Below are 19,831 nucleotides of genomic sequence, written 5' to 3'. Positions count from 1 at the left end.
AGCACACATCCCCGCACAGCCGGGCCCCTCGCGCCGAACCGGCCCGACTCGTCGGATCTGTCGTGTCGCGCCTACACGAAGGTCATGGCGGCGCCGACGGTCGCGTTCAGGCCGGCCGCGACCCACGGATCGGGGGACGGGCCGCGGACGGGGCCGAAGTGGACGACCCGGGGGCCGTTGGTGCCGCAGGCCGGGTAGCCGTCGACGTCCGAGACGGCCACCGAGCTGCCGGGGTTGGAGAAGCCGGTGGCGCTGATCGCCTCGGTGCTCTGCCACAGGCCCGCGGAGGACAGGTGGGCGAGGGTGATGGAGCCGTCGGCGGCGACGTAGCCGACGGCGGTGCCGGCCGCGTTCCTGGCCGCCGAGACGACGGCGCCGTCCGGGACGCTGCCCGTCGGAGCGGTGGTGTTCGCCTGGAGCGAGCCGATGCGCCCGGCCCCCGCGCCGACCGTCGCCAGGTTGAGCCGTCCGTCACGGCCGGCGAAGAACACCGACACGGTGCCGGAGGTGGTGCCGGGGGCCACCGCGATGCCGCCGCCCGGTCGGGCGCTGCCCGCCGGGGCGATGGTGTAGCTGGTCAGCCCGCCGGTGGCCTGCGACGTCCAGCCGACGGTCACCCCGCCGCTGTCGCCGACCGTGAAGATCCCGGCGCGGCCGGTGACGGCGAGGGAGGCCGCCTCCGAGGACGGAAGGGCGGGGGCGGGGAGCTGGCGCCAGTCCACGGTCATCGGGAGGCACGCGTCGGTGAACTGCGGGACCGCCGGTGCCGCCGCCGCCGTGGCGCCCGTCCAGGCACCGGTGAAAAGGGTCAGCCGGGTGCCCGCCAACGTGGCGGTGATCCGCCCGCCGGGCTCGGCCGTGGCCGGACCGCTGATCGAGAACGGCGCCGAGCCCGGGTTGTCCGCGCAGTACTCGTACAGCGAGCCGTCCGTCGCGGTGAAGTAGACCGCGGGCCGATGGCCGGGGGTCCGCACCGCCGCCACCCGCGCGCCCGGCGGGGCGAGCGCGGCCGGCCCGCGCCGCGCGGCCGTGCTCCAGCTGCCGGCGGTGTCCGAGTACTGGTAGCTCCACAGGCCCCCGTCGTCCCCGATGTAGTACGCCTCCGCCTCGCCGCCCGCCGCCGCGGCGGACGGCACCGGGCCGGCCAGCAGCGCGGCCGCGGCCAGGACCAGCAGGCTGAGCAGTGCCCGTAGCCGGTGCGCCGGCGGTCTGTGCGCGTCGCCGTTCGTCATGGCTCGTTCCTCTCCAAGTAGGCTGTGAGGCAGGCAGTTTGACAGGGCGTCGGCCCTGCTTCCAGGGGGCGGGAGAGGAGAGGTGGAAGCCTCCTGCCGTCGATCCGGCACCGGCCCGGCCCGACAGCCGTCGACAGGCATCCGCCCGGGGCGGCACCGGCCCGGCCCGGTCGGGGCACGAGGAGCAGGACGGGCCCGTCCCGGCGGACCTGTGAGGCGCCTGCCCGCTCCCCGGCGGTTCGGACGACCGCAGGCGGCAGCCGGGCCCCGCGCCGCCCGTGCGGCCCTGGGCCCCGGCGGCTGTGGAGGCACGGCCGAGGGCCCGGTACTAGGCTGAAGGCCGAGGCGGCGTCCGGCCGAGGATGGTGCCACTGCCTCGGAACTCCTCTCAGCCGTCGGACGACGGGAGACCCGTATGAACGACCGCGCCGAAAGCTGATCCGGGCCGATGCGCGCAGCGGACGGCCATGACGCCGCGGGTACGGACCCGGGCGGACCCGGGCAGGAGCGGCCGCCCCGGGGCGGTCTGCGCTCGCGGCTGCGGGTGCGCAGCGTCGCCGGCCAGGTGTTCGTGTGTCTGCTGGTCGTGGTGGCGCTGCTGGTCGGAGCCGCGCTGACGACGCTCGTCCTGCAGGCCCGGAGCTACGCCACGGGCGTGGCCGCGGGCCGTACCCGTGCCGCGGCCGTCGCCCTGGCGCAGGCTCCCGGTGTGGTGAGCGCGATGGACGGCCCCGATCCGACCGCGGTGCTGCAGCCGCTGGCCGACAAGATCGTGATGCAGGGCGGCTTCGACTACGTCGTGTTCGCCAACCCGGAGGGGATCCGCTACACGGCCCAGACCCCCGACCTGGTCGGGAAGCACGTGATCGGCCCGTTCGCGCGCTCCCTCATGGGGCCGACCACCGACAGCTTCCAGACGCCCGTCGGGCGGGTGGTGGAGTCCGGAGCGCCGGTCACCCGGCCGGACGGCTCGGTCGCCGGAGCGGTCGGGGTCGGAATCACCGTCGCGCACGTGGGCACGGCGGTGAGCCGCCAGCTGCCGCTGCTGTTCGGCGGCGCGGCGGTCGCGCTCGCCGTCGGCATGGGCGGGGCGCTGCTGGTGCGGCGGCGACTGCGGCGCCAGACGCACGGCCTGGGCCCGGCCGAGATGACGCGGATGTACGAGCACCACGACGCGGTGCTGCACGCGGTCCGCGAGGGCGTGCTGATCGTCGGCGGGGACGGGCGGGTCCTGCTGGCGAACGACGAGGCCCGGCGACTGCTGGAGCTGCCGCCCCGGGTGGAAGGGCGGTCGGTCGACGAACTCGGGCTCGACCCAGGACTGGCCGGGCTGCTGGCCTCCGGGCGCACCGCGACCGACGAGGTGCACCGGGCCGGGGACCGGCTGCTCGCCGTCAACAACCGCCCCACCGCACCGTTCGGCGGCGGGTCCGGCAGCGTCGCGACCGTCCGGGACACCACCGACCTGCGGGCACTGGCCGGGCAGGCCGAGGCGGCCCGGGCCCGGCTGCAACTGCTCTACGACGCGGGGCTGCGCGTGGGCACCACCCTGGACGTGACACGGACCGCGCAGGAGCTGGCCGACGTGGTCGTTCCGCGGTTCGCGGACTTCACGACGGTCGACCTCGCCGAGCCCGTGCTGCGCGGCGAGGAGCTGTACCCGGACCTCGGCATCGAGCACGGCCCGCGACTCCACCGCGCGGCCACCGGCGGCCGCGGCGAGGACTGGCCGTTCATGCCCGTGGGCACGGAGCTCAGCCCGCTCCCCGGCGCCCCGCACGAGACCGTCCTGAAGACCGGGCCCGCCGCGCTGGCCGACGACCTGCGCCATGAGCGGGCCCGGGGGGCGGGCGCCCCGGAGGCCGCCGACCCGGTGCTCCGGTACGGGACGTACTCGCTGATCACCTCGCCGCTGCGGGCGCGCGGCCTGACCCTGGGCACGGTCAACTTCTGGCGGGCCGGTGAATCCGCGCCGTTCGACGACGAGGACCTCTCCGTCGTCGAGGAACTGGTGGCCCGCACGGCGATCTGCGTGGACAACGCCCGCCGCTACACCCGTGAGCACAGGATGGCCGAGACGCTGCAGCGCAGCCTGCTGCCCCGGGGGCTGCCCGAGCAGAGCGCCATGGAGGTGGCCTACCGCTACCTGCCCGCGCTGCGCGGGGTCGGCGGGGACTGGTTCGACGTCATCCCGCTGCCCGGCTTCCGGGTGGCCCTGGTCGTCGGCGACGTCGTCGGCCACGGCCTGCACGCCGCCGCCACCATGGGCCGGCTGCGCACCGCCGTGCTCAACTTCTCCGCCCTCGACCTGCCCCCGGACGAACTGATCGCCCGCCTCGACGAGCTGGTCACCCGACTCGACCAGGACGAGGAGGCCGGGACGGCGGAGGAGGGCAAGAACGCGCCCGTCACCGGGGCGACCTGCCTGTACGCGATCTACGATCCGGTCTCCGGCCAGTGCAGCATGGCGCGGGCGGGGCACCCCCCGCCCGCGCTGGTCCACCCCGACGGCAGTGTCGAGTTCGCCGACCTGCCGGCCGGCCCGCCGCTCGGCGTGGGCGGACTGCCCTTCGAGACCACCGAGCTGCGGCTGGAACCCGGAACCGCGCTCGTCCTCTACACCGACGGGCTGGTGGAGAACCGCGACCGGGACCTCGGCACCGGGCTCGACGAGCTGCGCCGGTCGCTGACCGGCGCCCAGGACCACCGGTCCCCGGAGGACACCTGCCGGGCCGTGTTCGACGCGCTGGTCCCACCGCGGCGCAGCGACGACATCGCCCTCCTCGTCGCGCGCACCCGGCTGCTCGATCCCGACCGCGTGGCCGTCTGGGACGTGCCGTTCGACTTCGCCGCCGTGTCCCGCGTCCGCAACGAGTGCGTCGAGCGGCTGACGGCCTGGGGACTGGAGGAGCTGACCTTCACGGCCGAGCTGATCCTCAGCGAGCTGATCACCAACGCCATCCGCTACGGCGCCGAGCCGATCCGGGTGCGGCTGCTGAAGGACAGCAGCCTGGTCTGCGAGGTCTCCGACGGCAGCAGCACCGCCCCCCACCTGCGCTACGCCGCCACCACGGACGAGGGCGGCCGGGGCCTGTTCCTGGTGGCGCAGCTGGCCGAGCGGTGGGGCACCAGGTACACGGCCCGGGGCAAGGTCATCTGGTCCGAGCAGCCCCTGACCGCGCCCGAGTACCGGTTCGAGGCGCTGTTGGCGTGACACCGGGAGTGGTGCGCGTCGGACGGCTGCGGTGCCGTCCGTGCTCGCGGGACGGTTCGGGTGCCGGTCCGCTCAGGGGGCCGTGGTCAGCCCTGCCGAGGCGCCGCCGCGGCTCAGCACGACCGTCCGGATGTGCTCCAGGGCCCGGGCGTAGTCGCCGCGGCCGGGGGTGCGGTGGAGGGCCTCGGTCAGGTCGAGGACCCGGTAGGGCGGGCCGAGGTCCGTCAGCTGCGGGACGAACTCGGCCTTGGTGACGGCCCACCGCTGCCCGGGCCGGGTCGGCGGCGAGAAGGTGAACCGGGCGATCGAGCTCCAGTTCCCGCGCGGGTCCTCCGCGCCGGTGTGGTTGAACATGTGTCCGGCGAGCTGGTCGCCCAGGCCGTAGACCGTCCAGGTGTCGCCGATCTTCTCGTACGCCTGCGGGATGTGGGCGTGGGTGCCGAGGATCAGATCGATGTCGGGCCGGCCTGGGCTCTGCTCGGCGGCCAGGTCGCGGGCGAGTGCGAGCTGCTGGTCGTTCGGGGCGTCCTGCCACTCGGTGCCCCAGTGGAGGCTGACCACCACGATGTCCGCCCCCCGCTCCCGGACGGTCCTGGCGTCGGTGAGGATCCGCTCCCGGTCGATGAGGTTGACCGCCCAGGGCTGCCCCTGCGGCAGCGGGATACCGTTGGTGCCGTAGGTGTAGGCGAGCTGGGCCACCGTGGCGCCGCCTGCCGTGAGCAGCGCGGGGCTGCCCGCCTCGTCGGCGCCGCGGGCGGAGCCCGTGTGCTTGAGGCCGACGGCGTCCATGGCGTCGAGCGTGCGCCGGATGCCGGGGGGTCCGTCGTCGAGCGTGTGGTTGGAAGCGGTGTCGCAGGAGCTGTATCCGGCGTCCTTGAGCGCCCGGGCGATCTGCGGGGGCGACTTGAACGACGGGTAGCCGGTGAAGGGCCCACCGTCGGGGCCGTACACCGTCTCCATGTGGCAGATGGCCAGATCGGCGGCACTGATGACCGGCTTGACGCCGGCGAGCATCGGGGTGAAGTCGTAGCCGTTGCCCCCGGCGTCCTCCGCGGCCTGCCGGATGATCTCGGTGTGCGGCAGGACGTCCCCGGTCGCGACCAGGGTGAACGCCCGTGGCCCCGACGGGGTCGGCGTGGCCGCGGAGCCGGGATCGCGCAGCGGCGACGGCGCGGTCTGCCGGGCCTGCGGTGCCCCGCACCCCGTGAGGGCGAGCAGCAGGGCGGTGGCGGCAGTGAGAACTTCTCGGCGCGGAAATCGCATCGTCGGACCGTCCGGTCATCGGCGGGTATGACGGTCCGACTATGCGAGCAACCGACCGGCCGATGCGGAACCCGCGCCCTGAGATCACCCGACGGGACCCAACGAGGCGGTACCCCGGAGGACCGGCCCCCGCGGCGGAGCGGTGTGCGGGCGGCCACCCGGGGCAGTGGCTCAGTCGATGCGGGCCAGGCCCTCGGCGAGGGGGCCGAACAGCAGGCCCCAGTTACCGGGGAGGGCGGCGATCGCGGCGGTGAGATGACCGCGGACGACCGTCCACTCGTCGGGACGGTGGAGCGGACCGTGGGCGATGACGGTCTCCAGGCAGTGGTCGACGGTGTCGGCGAAGTCGTCGTCCTGCGGTCCGGCGTGGCCCAGGCGCCCGCAGGCCCGGTCGACGTCGGCGGGCAGGCCGGTCTCCACGTCGAGGTCGGTGGCGGCGTCGAGGAGGTAGAGCAGATGGCCGCCCGGCTCGGGGAGCCCGGTGCGCAGGCCGTCGGTGGTGAACGTCCGGTCGGCGTTGTCGCCGACCAGGTCGGAGCCGTCGACGGCGTCGGCGACCAGCACCGCCCAGTAGGCCGGATCGTGAGGGCCGTCGGTCTGGCGCAGGTGGGCGGCGGCGAACGCGGCCATGGCGTCCGGGTCCTCGATGAGGGGCGAGACGACCAGGTCGCTGCGGTGGTCGAAGCCGAAGAAGTGGCGGCGCCCGTCGAGCGTGAGCGACTCGACGGCGGCGACGTGGCCGACCCGTCCGGGCAACGGCTCGTAGCGGGTGGCGGATTCGGTGTTCATGGGGAGGACCGTAGCGGGGGGTGCCGACATCGGCAGGTGTGAACGGGCGGGCGTGGACGGGCCGGTGTGGACGGGCGGGCGTGAACGTGCGGCGTGGACGGGCCGGTGTGGACGAGCGGGAGTCGACGGGCCGGTGTGCGGGCGGCGCAGGGCCCGCACACCCGCCCGTCGGACGGTCAGAGGACGACGGCCTTCAGGTAGCTGGTCTCGCCGCGCGAGCCGGCCAGGTAGAGGGTGTGCCCGTCGGGGCCGAGCGCGGTGGCGCCCACGCCGTCGAGGCCGAAGCCGGTGAGGTCGGCGTCGGGGAGGGCGGTGTTGGTGGCGGTGTCGTAGACCAGGACGGTGGCGGAGGGCTTCCAGCCGTCCTTGAGGACGAACAGGCGGCTGCCGTCGGGGGAGACCGACACCAGGTGGGTGTCGGCGGAGGTGGCCGGGCCGCCGAGGGTGAAGGCGGTGCGGGAGGTGTCGGTGAAGGGGTTGAGCTCGTAGCCGGAGCCCTGGGCGGAGCGGCTGCCGAGGGCGTAGAGGCGGGTGCCCTCGCGGGAGGCGGTGACCTCGGTCGCGGCGGCGAGCGGCTGGACGGTGCCGATGACGGTCGGGACGGGAGTGGTCAGGTCGAGGTGGACGACGCCCGCGCCGGTGGCGACGTAGGCGGCGGCGCCGCCGTTGTGGAGGGCGATCCCGTCGACGTCCGGGTCGCCGAGCGTGACGGCGCCGGTGAAGGAGCGGGTGACGATGTCGAAGACCAGCACCCGGCCGGGGCCGGAGGAGCCCTGCTGGGTGACGAACACCCGGGACCCGTCGGCGCTGACGGCGATCGCGCGCGGGCCGTCGACGGGCGTGCGGGAGAGCACGGTGTTGGTGGCGAGGTCGACGGTCAGCAGGTGGTCGGCGGCGAGGACGTAGATCCGGTTGCCGTCGGGGCTGAGGGCGGGCCGGCCGACGGGGCCGTCCTGGCCGAGCGGGGTCTGGGCCAGGACCGTGCCGGTGCGGGTGTCGACGGTGCGCAGGAAGCCGGGGTGGTCGGCGCCGACGTGGTCCTCGGCGGCGACGTAGGCGCGGTTGCCGTCGGCACTGACGGCGATCCCGAACGCCCGCCACCCCACGGCGGTGTCGGCTGTGCCGGCGGTGGCGGCGCCGGCCGGCACAGCACACAGGAGTGCGGTGGACGCCGCGAGGGCGATGGTCCAACGAGCCTTGACCGTAAGCGAGTTCACAGATCTCTCCCCGGACGGTGGCCGCGCGTTGTGCGAGGCGTGGACACGCTACGAGGAGGGGCGGGGTGGGTGGAGAAGGTGTGAAGGAGTTGACCGGATCGGCATTGGTCTAGTCCAAAATTCGCGGGCGCCCGGTTGTTGCCGTTGAGGGTCGGCAGCGGGCGCATGCCGGAGCCATTGCCGATCACCGCTGGCTGCGGGGCCGCGCCGAGCGGGTCGGAGCTCTCCCCGGGCGGGACGTCAGGTGCTCCGTTCCTGCTCTGCGGGGGTCGCGTCCATTCAACTGGCCTTCGATGCCCGGTTGTTGCTGTTCACGGACGCTTCCGGGCCGCCGCGGCGGGAAGACTGGGAGGAGAGTACGGCGCGGGGGAGGCGCAGTGGGACGGACGGCGTGGGCGACGGGGCGGGCGGCGGCGGTGCTGGCGCTGGGGGCCGCGGCCTGTACGGGCCAGGGCGGCGGCGACTGGGGCGACGGCGGGCTGCCCGCGCCGACCGTCGTCGTGCGGCCGGCGCCGGCCGGGCACGGGGTGGTGCTGTCGCCGGCCGCCCCGGCGTCGGCGCAGTGGATCGTCGACAGTCTGGCCCTGCCGGGTGCGAGTCCGGAGGCCTGTCCGGTGCCCGCCCTGACGGACATGGTGGTCCTGGACAACGGAATCGGACGCAGCCACGCGGCCGCGGTGTGGCTCGGGGGCGGCGAGGTGGAGTGTCTCGCCACGATCAGGAACGGAGACGGCGTCACCAAGGTCGTCGTCGGCACCTCGCTCGACTCCCTGGCGGACCAGCCGGTCCCGATCTGGCTCGGCGGCTGGGCGATCTTCACCGTCTTCCCCGGCGATGCGAGGAAGGTCGTGATCAAGGGCGACGACGACCACGTCTTCGGGCCGCTGCACCAGCGGTTCGTGGACTTCGGCGGCGGCCGGGAGCTCACGATCGTCGAATACGCCTACCTCCCCGAGGGCCCGGAGCCCGAGCAATCGACTCCCTCCGCCCGGGCGCAGGTGTGCCCGTCGGGCACCGGCCCGGCCGGCACCGGCTCCTGCCGCCCGGCCCGCTGGCTCGGACGGCCGCCCGACTCGGTCTGACCGCGTGGCCGGGGCCGTGGCGTGACCACCTGCCGGTGCTCACGCCACGGGGCGCCGTGCCCCCGACTCCGCGAGCATCAGGGCTTGATGGCGACGGCCGCGTAGAAGGAGACCTGGGCGTCGGTGACGGTCGCGGGCAGAGCGTCCGTGGACACGTCGGTGTCGTCGCCGTGCCAGCGGTGGGCGGGGACGATGCCCGGGTCGAGGAGGTCCAGGCCGGAGAAGAAGGTGGCGAACTCGTCCTTGTGGCGCAGCCGCAGGGAGGTGCCGGCCTGGTTGTAGATCTCCTGCACCTTGGAGGCGCCGGACGGGTCGAGTTCGGCCGTGGCGTGGGAGAGGACGAGCGCGGAGCCGGACGGCAGGGGGTCCAGGAGGTGCTTGACGATGGCGTGGGCGTCGCCGAGGTCCGGGACGAAGTGGAGCAGGGCCACCATCGACAGGACCACGGGCCGGGTGAGGTCGAGGGTCGCCGCGACCTGCGGAGTGGCCAGGATGGCGGCCGGGTCGTGGACGTCGCCGTGCACGTAGGCGGTGCGGCCCTGGGGGGTGCTGGTCATCAGGGCGCGGGAGTGGGCCAGGACGACGGGGTCGTTGTCGGCGTAGACCACGCGGGTCGCCGGTTCCACGGCCTGGGCGACCTCGTGGAGGTTCGGCGAGGTGGGGATGCCGGTGCCGATGTCCAGCCACTGGCGCAGACCGCGCCGGGCCAGCGCCCGGGTGGCGCGGTGCATGAAGGCGCGGTTGGCGTGGACCGCGGTGCGCATGGTGGGGAAGACGGTCAGGACGCGTTCGGCCGCCTCGCGGTCGACCGCGAAGTTGTCCTTGCCGCCGAGGAAGTAGTCGTACATCCGGGCGCTGTGCGGAACGTCCTGGCGTATGTGAAGGGCGGCCGATTCATCGGATCCGAACTCGGCGGCCGTCGCCACGGTCTCGTCGGTGCTCATTCCCTGCCCCTTCATTGGTGATCATGCCAGGCCCGCCGCAGTCTAGCCAACTCGCCTGCGGTGCGCGGGAAGTCCGCCGCATCCCCCGGCCGCAGGACTGCGACGACGACCCGCCGCCGGAGTGGCGGGCGGAACCGGCGCGGTCGAGCCGCCAGAGCACCCGTCTCCCCCGAAATCGCTTACTGTTACAAGGTAGTGACGTTTCGTCCACAACCCGAGTGCGGCGCGGGGCGTCTCCATGGATGACAGGGCCCGAGTCGCACCGATCGTGCCTTCGGGCCGGATCCACCTTGGAAAGGACGCACCGTGATCGTCTCCAAGCGGAACTCCCTGCGCCTGGCCGCCGTGACCACCCTGGCCGCGGCCTCCCTCACCGTGGCGGGCACCGCCATGGCGGCCGCCCCCGTCTCCCAGCCCGCCCCCGTCTCCCAGCCCGCCCCCGTCTCCCAGCCCGTGCCCGTCTCCCAGCCCGTGCCCGTCTCCCAGCCCGTGCCCGCCACCCAGCCCGCGGCCGTCACCGCGCAGGCCGGCATCACCGCCAAGCCGTCGGTCTCCACCGTCCAGGCGTGGCAGCTGTTCCGCGTCACCGGCACGACCACCGGCCTCAAGGCGGGAAGCACGGTGACCCTGCAGCAGAAGCAGCACGGCGCGTGGGTCACCCTGCCCGCCACCGTCACCACGACCGGCACCGGCTCCTACTCCCTCGGCGTGAAGCTCGGCATCAAGGGCCTGAACGAGCTGCGCATCATCAGCGGAAGCACCGCCTCGCCCGTGTTCACCGTCACCGTGCGCTGACCCACGGCGGACGGCCCACGGCCCACTCGGCATGCCGCACCGTACCCGGCCCTGACGCCGGGTACGGTGCGGCGCACGGGCCGGCAGCGGGTTCTCGTGCGGCCCCGGCGGCGAGGAAAGCCGACCGGGTGTGATGTCGGTGATGTGCGGTGGAGCGGCCGGAATCCCCGTCGGCGGAAAACCGGATGACTCGCGGCGTCGTGCTCTGGCAGCCTCGGCGGACGAAGCACCCGAAGGACCGCCGACCTGCACAGGAGTCACCGATGTCCGAGCCGCCCGCGCACCTGGCCGCCCTGTTCCGGGACGGCCGGTTGACGGCGATCCCGCGCAAGGCGGGCCCCCGTGCCGCGCTGCTCGACCACCTCGCCACCCTCTTCGAGCCGGCGCGGGAGTACGGCGAGGCTGAGGTCAACGAGGCTCTGCGCACCGTGCACGACGACTGCTCGGCGCTGCGCCGCTACCTGGTGGAGAGCGGCCGGCTCACCCGGACCCGCGACGGTCGCAGCTACCGGCGCGCGGCCGCCGGCGTGTGAGCGGAGCAGTGGCGTGGCAGGGGCGGCGTCGGCAGGGGTGGCGTCGGCCCGGGCGAGCCGCTGAGGGCCGAACCGGGCGGTGCCGGGCCGCCCGGCGGCCGCGACGCGGACCGCCGCGTTGAGATGCTCCGGCGGAGTGACTATCTTCGTCGGGTGAGTGAGCGCGTGATGCAAGAGCCGACCGTGATGGTGATGACAGCCCTCGCGGACGCACCGCGGCACGGGTACGCCATCGCGCAGGAGGTCAAGGCGATGACCGGCGGCCGTGTCGCGCTGCGTACGGGCGCCCTGTACGGGGCCCTGGACCGTCTGCTGGCCGACGGCATGATCGAGGTCGAACGCGAGGAGATCGTCGACGGCCGGGCCCGGCGGATCTTCACCCTGTCCCCGGCGGGGCGGGAGCGGCTGGCGGCGGAGGCCGAGCGGCTGGCCGAGACGGCGAGGGAGGCCAATCGCCGGCTGTCCGCCGCGCGGCCGTCGCCGTCCGCCACGTGATCGACCATGTGGTGCGGCTGTATCCCGCCGCCTACCGGCAGGCCCACGGCGAGGAGATCGCCGCGACCTTCCGGGAGATGACGGCGGGGGAGCCGTTGGGCTCGCGGCTGCGCGACGGCGCGGGTCTGGCGGCGCACGCGCTGCGGATGCGGCTGGGAGCGGGCCCGGCGGCCCGGGCCGCGCGGGTCCTGGGCCTGGCCTACCCCTTCGCCCTGGCCGCCGCTGCCGCCGGGTGCGGCCTGCATCTGCTGCGCTGGTACGCGAGCCTCGTCGCCTCCCCGGCCCCGTGGGGGCTGCAGCTCGGAGTGGACCTGTCGGGGGCGTGGGGCGTGCTGCTCGTGTCGTCCCTGTTCGTTTTCGTGGGGGCGGCGTCGGCCTTGGCCGGACGGTGGCGGGCGGGGCTGCCGTGCACGGTGGCCGGGCTGCTGTCCTTCGCGGTGGCCGCGGTGGTCAGCGGGCCGGCCTTCGGCGACCCGGTGGCCACCCCGGCCGCGGCGGTCCTGGCGGCGGCCGTGGTGCTCGCCTGCCCGCCGGACCGGCGGGTGGAACGCGGTGGTGCGGGGCGCGCTGATCGCACCGGACCGGCGGGCACGGCCGGTGCCGTGGTCGCGCTGGTGGTCGTGCCGCGGGCGCTCGTCGATTCCCACGCGGTGCCGTGGGTCAGCACCGACTACGGATGCTGGCCGCTGCTCGTCCTCGCCGCGGCCGGGGTCGTGCTGACCTGGCGCGGCGGGTCGCGGGGCGGGCGCGAGTCGGCGGCCATCGCCCTGGCGTCCCCGCCGCTGCTGGCGCATGCCTGCGTCACCGCGTGGGGTGACGTCACCGCCGTCGCGTGCCTGATGGCCGTGGTGTCGGCGGCCGCGGTGGCCGTGCTGCTCGTCGGTCGCCTGCGGCGGAACCGGGTGCGTTCCTCGGCCTGAGCTGCGCCTGTCGGCCTGAGTGCCCGTCGGTCCCGGCGGCCTGGCGCTGTCGAACATCGATGCCGGAATCGGATGGGCCGGCTGCGCCCCTGATAGTCCGTTTGACGTAGCATTCCGTTCGACGGACTATTGGGTCCGTGCGAGAGGATGCCCATGCCGTTCACCCTGTCCCACCCCGCGGCGGTACTGCCCTTGATGCGGCGGCCCTTCAGTCGCACGGCGCTGGTCGCCGGAGCCGTCGCACCGGACCTGCCCTACTTCCTGGTCACCACCGGACTGCCCGTCAGCGCGCAGTCCTGGTACGAGCCCTTCGCCAACGCCACCACCACGCACGGTGTTTCGGGTGTCGTCGGCGTCACCCTGCCGTACGCGCTCCTGCTGTGGGCGCTGCTCCGGGCCGCCCGGCGCCCGCTGCTGTCCCTGCTGCCCTCGTCCGCGCCGTGGCCGCCGTCGGGGGTTGCCTGTTCGCCGGTCCGGCGGGCCGGGTGGATCGTCCTGTCCGCACTGGTCGGTATCGCCAGCCACCTGGTCTGGGACGCCTTCACACACGTGGACGGCTTCGTGGTCACCCGCACACCCTGGCTGGTATCCACGCCGGTGGGCGGCCTCACCTGGGCGCGGGCCCTGCAGCACGCGAGCACCATCGGCGGCCTGGCCGCGATCGCGCTGTTCGCGTGGCGCAGGCGGGAGCACCTCCTCCCCGGCTCCGGTCGCCCCCGGCCGGTCAGTGGTCCGCGCCGCCAAATCCTGCTCGCGACGGCCCTGTGCACGGCCGTCGGGGCTGTTGTTCACGCCTGGCGGTGGCGCGCCGGCCCGGAGGCGGAGACGGCCGGGCTGTCGGCGGCCGGCCTGCTCGAAGGCGCGCTGTCCGACGCGGCGAAGGGCGCGGGCGCCGGCCTGATCGCCGCCCTGGCCCTCTACGTCCTCGCGTGGTGGATCCGCCACGCGGTCACGGAGGCCCGGTCCCGGCTGGGCGGCGTCGGCTCCACGCGTTGATCACACGTCTACCGCCGCTTCGTAGAGTCCCGTCGCCCTGTGTGTCGTCAACGACAGGAAAGAAGCAGAGAGAAGAAATGCAAGACACGTCACTGCGATCGGGACATCCCCCGCGTGGGATTCCCCCTCATCGACCGGCCGCCTGGCGCAGAGTCGCCGCGCTGCTCACGCTCACTCTGATCGCGGGCCTCGTCCAGGCCGTTCTGTTACCGGCTCCGCCCGCTCGTGCCGCCACCGTCAAGGACCTCAAGGTCGGGACGTGGAACATGAACATGGGGGCGTTCGACCTGTGGCTCACCTGGATACCGAAGCTCCTGAACTCCCGGGACCTCAACGTCCTGGCCCTTCAGGAGCACAATGACAATTTCGACTTCATGAATGAGGGCGGTCACGGGTTCAGCAGACTGGGCGAAGACAGATACCCGGATGGGATGGGAGGGATCGTTACGGCGCAGGGGTACGTGTGGCACTGGCCGGGTCTTCCGCGGAGCATGTACTACGTCTACGCCCTCAGAGCATCCAACAACAACCGGGCCCGGGTCATCATCACGGACAGCCCCGCCGACATGGAAGTGGTGCCGGCTGCCAAGCCCGACCAGGGGTTCGGAACCACCCCTCGGCAGAGTGAGGCGAACTGGCGCAATGCGAAGTCGAAGCGGCCGGCGCTGGGCGTCAAGCTCGAGGGCAACGACACCTGGATCTACGACGTCCACAGCGCCGCGAACAGTGGCAAACAGAACGACACCGGCCCGCTCATCAGGGCGATCTCCCAGAGGCACCCGGACGGGAACTGGGCGGTTGTCGGCGACTTCAACCGGGAGCCGGACGGACTGGCCGCGGACCTTGCCGAGCTGCAGTTGCCCCAGGCGCAGTGGCAAATGGTCACGGCGGGTCAGCTCAAGACGTACTCGTCCAAGGACACGAGCTCGGACAGGTTCCAGACCAAGCTCTACGACTACATGGTCCGCGGCGTCCCGGCGGGAGGAGACGGACCGGCCCCCTACAGTGCCTACCGTCAGACGAACGTCGTCGACATCCTCAAGGCGGACGGCTCGAGGGAACCGGCTTCGGACCACTACCCCGTCGTCTTCCGCAGCGGAGGGCCCGGCGGCGAGGATCTCGACTGCCTGGTGATGCCGGGGCAGTCCCTGGCCCTCGCCGCGGTCGAGGCGGCGTCGTCGTCCGGCTGTGGTCAGGCGCCGCAGAAGGCCATCGTCTCGATGGGCGACAGTTACATCTCCGGTGAGGGCGGCCGTTGGGCGGGCAACGCGCTCACCAAGCAGGAGGGGGACGTCTGGGGGACGGACCGGCGCTCCAGGTGCGCGGACGGCTCGCAGGACTGCGTGTACGGCGCGACGTCCTACGACAACAAGGGCAACCGGTGCGACCGTTCCGACGTCGCCCCGATCAAGGGGGCGGAGTTCGAGGGCATTCCCGTCGAGCGGCGGTTCAACATCGCCTGTTCGGGCGCGACGACGAAGGACATCCTCACGGAGTCGCGCAACAACGAGAAGCCCCAGATCCAGCAGCTGGCCGACCTCGCCCGCACGTACGACATCCGGATGGTCGTCGTGTCCATCGGCGGCAACGACCTCGACTTCAGCGGGATCGTCTCGGACTGTGCGAAGGCCTACTACCGCTGGGTGGAGATCTGCTCCGCACCCAACAAGGCGGCGAGGGTCGCCCGCTCGGTCGACGCCGTGCAGGCGGAGATCGTCAAGACGCTCGCCGCGATCCGGAGCACCATGACCGCGGCCGGCCAGTCGGGCTACCAGTTGGTGCTCCAGTCCTATCCGAACCCGATTCCCGCCGCGGACAACTTCCGCTACCCGTTCGACGGTACCTCCGACCCGCGCTTCCGCCAGGGCGGCTGCCCGTTCACCGACCCCGACGCCGACTGGGCCCACAGCACGCTGGTCCCGAAGATCAGCGACATGCTGCGCCGGGCCGCCGGGACCGCCGGCGCGAAGTTCCTGGACGTCCAGGACGCCTTCGCGGGGCACGAGTTGTGCGCGAAGGGAGCCGAGCAGGCGACGGAGGCGAACAGCAACGCGAGTCCGTTGCCCGCGTCGAAGGCCGAGTGGGTCCGCTGGGTCCCGTACATCCCGAATCTCGGGTGGCTGACGCCCAACGCGCAGGGTGACATCCAGGAGGCCATCCACCCGAACGCCTTCGGGCAGCAGGCCCTGTCGCAGTGCCTGACCGGGTTCGGGAAGGAGGCGCCGGCCTCCGACCGGTACCTCTTCACCTGCAGGGGTTCGGGCGACGGCATGAAGGTCGCACCGGACGGTTCCGCGGTGCGTGAGGGCATCGTCCGGCTGCGCAACGCCGAGACGGGCGAGGTGCTGGACGCCCAGGGGAACGGCACGGACGACTACCTCGTCACCCGTCCCGACAAGGCGGAGGCCAGCCAGCGGTGGCTGCTCCACAACGTGGGCGAGAAGGTGACGCTGCAGGCGCAGCACAACGGGCGCTACCTGAACCTGTGGCACCACCTCCTCAGCGGCCGGAACTGGGCCGCGCTGGGCGACAAGGAGACCGGCTGGTTCCACTCGGCGAGGGAGGACGGGCGGGTCGCGCTGTCCCTGGACGATGTCGACATGACCTCCGGCTGCCTCACCCAGGACCCGGCGAGGCGCACCCAGGGCGAGAACTGGGTCGGCATCGACTCCTGCGGCCAAGGCGTCAAGAAGGAGCAGTACTGGTACATCGAGTACCCCGACGACGTGGTCATCACCCCCCGCCAACCCGACACCGGCACGGATCCTCGCGAGGGCCAGCAGGTGGAGCTGCGCTCGGCCACCGGCATGTCCGTCCACCTGAGCGGCGGCAGCACCGAGGCCGGGACGAGCGTCCAGGCCGCGGAACCCGACGGCAGCGGTGCCCAGCGCTGGGTGATGCGCTCGCTCGGCGGCGGCAACTGGCGGATCGCGGCCTCGGCGAAGCCGGACATGGTCGTGGACCACAATCCCGGGCCGCACACCACCCATCTCGTGCAGGCGGAGGAGGGCAACGCCAACCAGGTCTGGCAGCCGAAGGGCGCCGGCGGCGGCTGGTACACCCTGGTCAGCAGTGCCGACGGCGGCTGCCTGACGGCCGGCGGCGCGGGCGAGGCGCTCGCGGTGACGGCCTGTGACGCGAAGAACCAGGCCCAGCGGTGGAAGTTCCGGGAGACCGGGACGGGCACGCAGGTGGGTACGATCCGCGGGCTGGAGGGCAAGTGCGTCGAGCCGCGCGGCGGCAGCCGGGACGACCGGACCCCGGTCGCGCTCGCGGACTGCGCCGGCTCCGACGCCCAGGCCTGGACGGTCTCGGCCGACGGCTCGCTGCAGTCGCTGGCCAAGTGCCTGGACGTGGACGGCCAGCGCGCCGACAACGGGACGGCCGTCCAGCTGTACGAGTGCAACGGTTCCCCCGCCCAGAAGTGGATCTACACCGCGCGACAGGAGCTGCGGAACCCGAACTCGGGCAAGTGTCTGGACGTTCCCGACTCGGACACCACCCGGCCGTTGCAGATCTACGACTGCAACCGCCGCGACTCCCAGAGGTGGCAGCTGTCCGCCCGCCCGGTGGGCCAGCCGGACGGCGGTGACGCGGGCGACCCGTTCGACGCCGCCCCGGACGACCGCGGCACCAAGCCGGCCGCCTCGGGGGACTGCCGTCCCGAGGGCATGGCCGTCACCCCGGGCGTGGCCGCCCGGTACTGCGACGTGTACGACGGCGCGGGCCGCGAGTGGGTCGGCAACAACCGCACCCGGCGCGTGGTGGGCTACTTCACCGGCTGGCGCGCGGGCGCGAGCGGCGACCCGAAGTACCTGGCGTCGAACATCCCCTGGTCGAAGGTCACGCACGTCAACTACGCGTTCGCCGAGGTGCGGGACAACCGGATCAGCATCGGCGACCCGAACGACCCGGCCAACCCGGCGACCGGCATGACCTGGCCGGGCGAGAAGAACGCCATGGACGCCTCGCTGCCGTACAAGGGGCACTTCAACCTGCTGAACACGTACAAGAAGAAGCACCCGGCGGTGAAGACGCTGATCTCGGTCGGCGGCTGGGCGGGCACCCGGAACTTCTACGCGATGACCACCAACGCCGACGGGTCGGTGAACCAGGCCGGCATCGACGCGTTCGCGGACTCCGTCACCGACTTCCTGGACCGGTACGGGTTCAACGGCGTCGACATCGACTACGAGTACCCGACCGCGCTGCCCAACACCGGCAACCCGCTGGACTGGGACGTCTCCAACCCCCGCCGCAAGGGGCTCCAGCAGGGCTACAACGCCCTGATGAAGTCGCTGCGGGAACGGCTGGACCGGGCCGGCACGGACAAGGGCCGCTACTACCTGCTGACGTCCGCGGGCTCCTCCTCCGGCTACCTGGTGCGCGGGCTGGACGCCGGGCAGGCACTGCAGTACCAGGACTACGTCGACGTCATGACCTACGACCTGCACGGCTCCTGGAACAGGTTCGTCGGCCCGCAGGCCCCGCTGTACGACGACGGGCGCGACAACGAGCTGGCGGACGCCGGCATCTACAACGACCAGGCGCCCGACACCAAGGACTTCCGGAAGGAGGGCTACTTCAACGTCGACTGGGCCTACCACTACTACCGCGGCGCGCTGCCGGCCGGCCGGATCAACCTCGGCATCCCGTACTACTCCCGCGGCTGGCGCGAGGTCCAGGGCGGCACGGACGGGCTGTGGGGAACGGCCGCGATGCCGGACCAGGCCCAGTGCCCGCTGGGCACCGGCGGGCGCGGCCCGGCCAACGCGCAGTCCTGCGGGACGGGCGCGGTCGGGATCGACAACGTCTGGCACGACCTGGAGAACGAGCGGGAGGTCGGCGCCGGGTCGAACCCGCTGTGGCACACCAAGAACCTCCAGGACGGCCGGACCCCCGGCTACCTGCGGTCCTACGGCGTCGACACCAACCTGCCGAGCGGACAGCTGACCGGCACGTACGCGGAGAAGTACTCGGACGCCCTCCAGTCGCCCTGGCTGTGGAACGACGCCAAGAAGGTGTTCCTCTCCACCGAGAACGAGAAGTCGCTCGACGCCAAGGCACGCTACATCGTCGACAAGGGCATCGGCGGCGCGATGATCTGGGAACTCGCCGGCGACTACGCCCAACGCCCGGGCGGGGAATGGGGCATGGGCTACGACCTGACCACCCGCCTGGACAACGCCTTCAAGGGCGCCGGAGCCACCGGCAACACCAAGGCCGGCGGGCGGCCGCAGCCGGCCGAGGTGATCGACGTCAAGGCCGAACTGGTGGACTTCCCCACCGGGGAGAAGGACTTCTACCCCGTCCAGCCGAAGCTGCGGATCACCAACAACTCCGGCGTCACGCTCGCCCAGGGCACCGAGATCGCCCTCGACCTGCCCACCTCGATGCCGCCGGTCGTCAAGGACAACGACTACAAGGAGATGAAGGGCCTCGTCCCCGGCCACACCGGCCCCAACACGGGCGGACTCAAGGGGGACTTCCACCGACTCACCCTCACCCTCGGCTACTGCGAGGACCTGGCGCCGGGCAAGTCCCGGGACATCGACCTGAAGTACTACCTGCCGATCACCGGGCCGTCCAACGTGACGTTCAGGATCGGCGGCCGGGAGTACGGCTCGACCGGCGACCAGCGCCGCGACGTCCGGACCGTCGCACCGCCCGCCCCCGCCGCGGGCAGCTCCTGCCAGGCACCGGACTGGAAGCAGGGCCAGGTCTACCGGCCCGACGGCGGACGGCTGTGGCGGATGTACGACAAGGGGGACAAGGGCTGGATGTTCGAGTACGGCGACAGCCCCGCCGGCAAGCCCATGATGATCGACAACAACCCCGACCAGTCCCGGGCCCACCTCGTGGAACTGATGGAACAGAACGCCAACCAGTACTGGCGGATCCAGCCGGCGGGCGGCGGCCTCTACACGATCGCCGGTGGCGGCCGGTGCCTGACCGCCACCGCCTCCCGGCAGGACCTCGCCTCCGTGGGGTGCGACGGGCGGGCCGAACAGAAGTGGCGGCTCGTCCCGATCGCCGACAACGGCAGTGAGGGAGCACCCGGCGGGCCGAAGCACAACGGCCTGTTCAAGCTCCGCTCGGCCGCGGGCAACGACATCGAGCTCGCCGGCGGCGCCACCGCCCGGGAGACCCATCTGCTCACCGGCGACCCGGCCGCCTCGACGGCCGCGTTCGTGAAGTACCAGGGCTCCTACTGGTACGCCCAGTGGTACACCACGGTCGCCCCCGGCACGGCTGAGGCGAACGGCGGCCGGCCGTGGAAGAAGCTCAGCCCGGCGCCGTAGCACCGGGGAGACCACCGGCCCCGAGCCGGCCGGGCACCGCGTTCCCGCG

Annotated in this window: 13 protein-coding genes; 8 read left to right on the top strand and 5 right to left on the bottom strand. The window is 73.0% G+C overall.

Annotated features, from left to right (window positions below; translation table 11 throughout):
• Positions 1 to 71: 71 nt before the first annotated feature.
• Positions 72 to 1,232, bottom strand: coding sequence for a hypothetical protein (locus ACFVHV_RS30630; protein ID WP_380355311.1), 1,161 nt, complete (start codon positions 1,230 to 1,232; stop codon positions 72 to 74).
• Between the two features lie 448 nt (positions 1,233 to 1,680).
• Between ACFVHV_RS30630 and ACFVHV_RS30625 the strand changes: the two genes are divergently transcribed.
• Complete coding sequence (locus ACFVHV_RS30625; RefSeq protein WP_380355308.1) at positions 1,681 to 4,446, top strand: SpoIIE family protein phosphatase; 2,766 nt, start codon at positions 1,681 to 1,683, stop codon at positions 4,444 to 4,446.
• A gap of 72 nt (positions 4,447 to 4,518) precedes the next feature.
• On the opposite strand, the gene ACFVHV_RS30620 is transcribed toward ACFVHV_RS30625, so the two are convergent.
• From ACFVHV_RS30620 to ACFVHV_RS30610, 3 genes are all read right to left on the bottom strand, one after another.
• Entirely contained in the window at positions 4,519 to 5,709 is a 1,191-nt protein-coding gene (locus tag ACFVHV_RS30620) for a CapA family protein (RefSeq protein ID WP_380355306.1), read from the bottom strand.
• A gap of 171 nt (positions 5,710 to 5,880) precedes the next feature.
• On the bottom strand, positions 5,881 to 6,498 hold the full coding sequence (locus ACFVHV_RS30615; RefSeq protein ID WP_380355304.1) for a hypothetical protein: 618 nt from the start codon (positions 6,496 to 6,498) through the stop codon (positions 5,881 to 5,883).
• A 176-nt stretch (positions 6,499 to 6,674) separates the two neighbouring features.
• Complete coding sequence (locus ACFVHV_RS30610; RefSeq protein WP_380355302.1) at positions 6,675 to 7,715, bottom strand: YncE family protein; 1,041 nt, start codon at positions 7,713 to 7,715, stop codon at positions 6,675 to 6,677.
• A gap of 377 nt (positions 7,716 to 8,092) precedes the next feature.
• Between ACFVHV_RS30610 and ACFVHV_RS30605 the strand changes: the two genes are divergently transcribed.
• Entirely contained in the window at positions 8,093 to 8,797 is a 705-nt protein-coding gene (locus tag ACFVHV_RS30605) for a hypothetical protein (RefSeq protein WP_380355299.1), read from the top strand.
• Positions 8,798 to 8,874: 77 nt separating this feature from the next.
• Here the strand turns inward: ACFVHV_RS30605 and ACFVHV_RS30600 are convergent, their stop codons facing one another.
• Positions 8,875 to 9,741 carry an SAM-dependent methyltransferase gene (locus ACFVHV_RS30600; RefSeq protein WP_380355296.1) on the bottom strand — a complete coding sequence of 289 codons (867 nt, stop codon included), beginning with the start codon at positions 9,739 to 9,741 and terminating at the stop codon, positions 8,875 to 8,877.
• A 309-nt stretch (positions 9,742 to 10,050) separates the two neighbouring features.
• Between ACFVHV_RS30600 and ACFVHV_RS30595 the strand changes: the two genes are divergently transcribed.
• The 6 genes from ACFVHV_RS30595 (at position 10,051) to ACFVHV_RS30570 (ending at position 19,782) form a co-directional block, all read left to right on the top strand.
• Positions 10,051 to 10,536: a hypothetical protein gene (locus ACFVHV_RS30595; protein WP_380355341.1), complete on the top strand. Its 486-nt coding sequence runs from the start codon at positions 10,051 to 10,053 to the stop codon at positions 10,534 to 10,536.
• A 263-nt stretch (positions 10,537 to 10,799) separates the two neighbouring features.
• On the top strand, positions 10,800 to 11,069 hold the full coding sequence (locus tag ACFVHV_RS30590; protein ID WP_359909699.1) for a DUF2087 domain-containing protein: 270 nt from the start codon (positions 10,800 to 10,802) through the stop codon (positions 11,067 to 11,069).
• Between the two features lie 153 nt (positions 11,070 to 11,222).
• On the top strand, positions 11,223 to 11,564 hold the full coding sequence (locus tag ACFVHV_RS30585) for a PadR family transcriptional regulator (protein ID WP_359909696.1): 342 nt from the start codon (positions 11,223 to 11,225) through the stop codon (positions 11,562 to 11,564).
• A complete protein-coding gene (locus ACFVHV_RS30580) occupies positions 11,561 to 12,484 on the top strand; it encodes a hypothetical protein (RefSeq protein WP_359909694.1) in 924 nt (307 codons plus the stop codon). Before ACFVHV_RS30585 ends, ACFVHV_RS30580 begins: the two co-directional genes overlap by 4 nt.
• 153 nt (positions 12,485 to 12,637) lie before the next feature.
• The gene (locus tag ACFVHV_RS30575; RefSeq protein WP_380355293.1) at positions 12,638 to 13,480 is read left to right on the top strand and encodes a DUF4184 family protein; all 843 of its coding nucleotides are present in this window, start codon (positions 12,638 to 12,640) and stop codon (positions 13,478 to 13,480) included.
• A gap of 431 nt (positions 13,481 to 13,911) precedes the next feature.
• Positions 13,912 to 19,782, top strand: a complete 5,871-nt coding sequence (locus ACFVHV_RS30570; protein ID WP_380355290.1) for a glycosyl hydrolase family 18 protein — start codon at positions 13,912 to 13,914, stop codon at positions 19,780 to 19,782.
• Positions 19,783 to 19,831 lie beyond the last annotated feature (49 nt).

Origin of the sequence: Kitasatospora sp. NPDC127116 (assembly GCF_042677365.1) — a bacterium.
In the GTDB taxonomy this organism is placed as follows: Bacteria; Actinomycetota; Actinomycetes; order Streptomycetales; family Streptomycetaceae; genus Kitasatospora; species Kitasatospora lactacystinica.
The sequence above is the reverse complement of the archived record's forward strand: the minus strand, read 5'-3'. Positions and strand labels throughout refer to the sequence as shown.

What these genes read in the sequence shown, in the direction of transcription:
- ACFVHV_RS30630 (WP_380355311.1), bottom strand. Translation starts at nt 1,232, where the DNA reads ATGACGAACGGCGACGCGCACAGACCGCCGGCGCACCGGCTACGGGCA.
- ACFVHV_RS30625 (WP_380355308.1), top strand. Translation starts at nt 1,681, where the DNA reads ATGCGCGCAGCGGACGGCCATGACGCCGCGGGTACGGACCCGGGCGGA.
- ACFVHV_RS30620 (WP_380355306.1), bottom strand. Translation starts at nt 5,709, where the DNA reads ATGCGATTTCCGCGCCGAGAAGTTCTCACTGCCGCCACCGCCCTGCTG.
- ACFVHV_RS30615 (WP_380355304.1), bottom strand. Translation starts at nt 6,498, where the DNA reads ATGAACACCGAATCCGCCACCCGCTACGAGCCGTTGCCCGGACGGGTC.
- ACFVHV_RS30600 (WP_380355296.1), bottom strand. Translation starts at nt 9,741, where the DNA reads ATGAGCACCGACGAGACCGTGGCGACGGCCGCCGAGTTCGGATCCGAT.
- ACFVHV_RS30590 (WP_359909699.1), top strand. Translation starts at nt 10,800, where the DNA reads ATGTCCGAGCCGCCCGCGCACCTGGCCGCCCTGTTCCGGGACGGCCGG.
- ACFVHV_RS30575 (WP_380355293.1), top strand. Translation starts at nt 12,638, where the DNA reads ATGCCGTTCACCCTGTCCCACCCCGCGGCGGTACTGCCCTTGATGCGG.
- ACFVHV_RS30570 (WP_380355290.1), top strand. Translation starts at nt 13,912, where the DNA reads ATGGGAGGGATCGTTACGGCGCAGGGGTACGTGTGGCACTGGCCGGGT.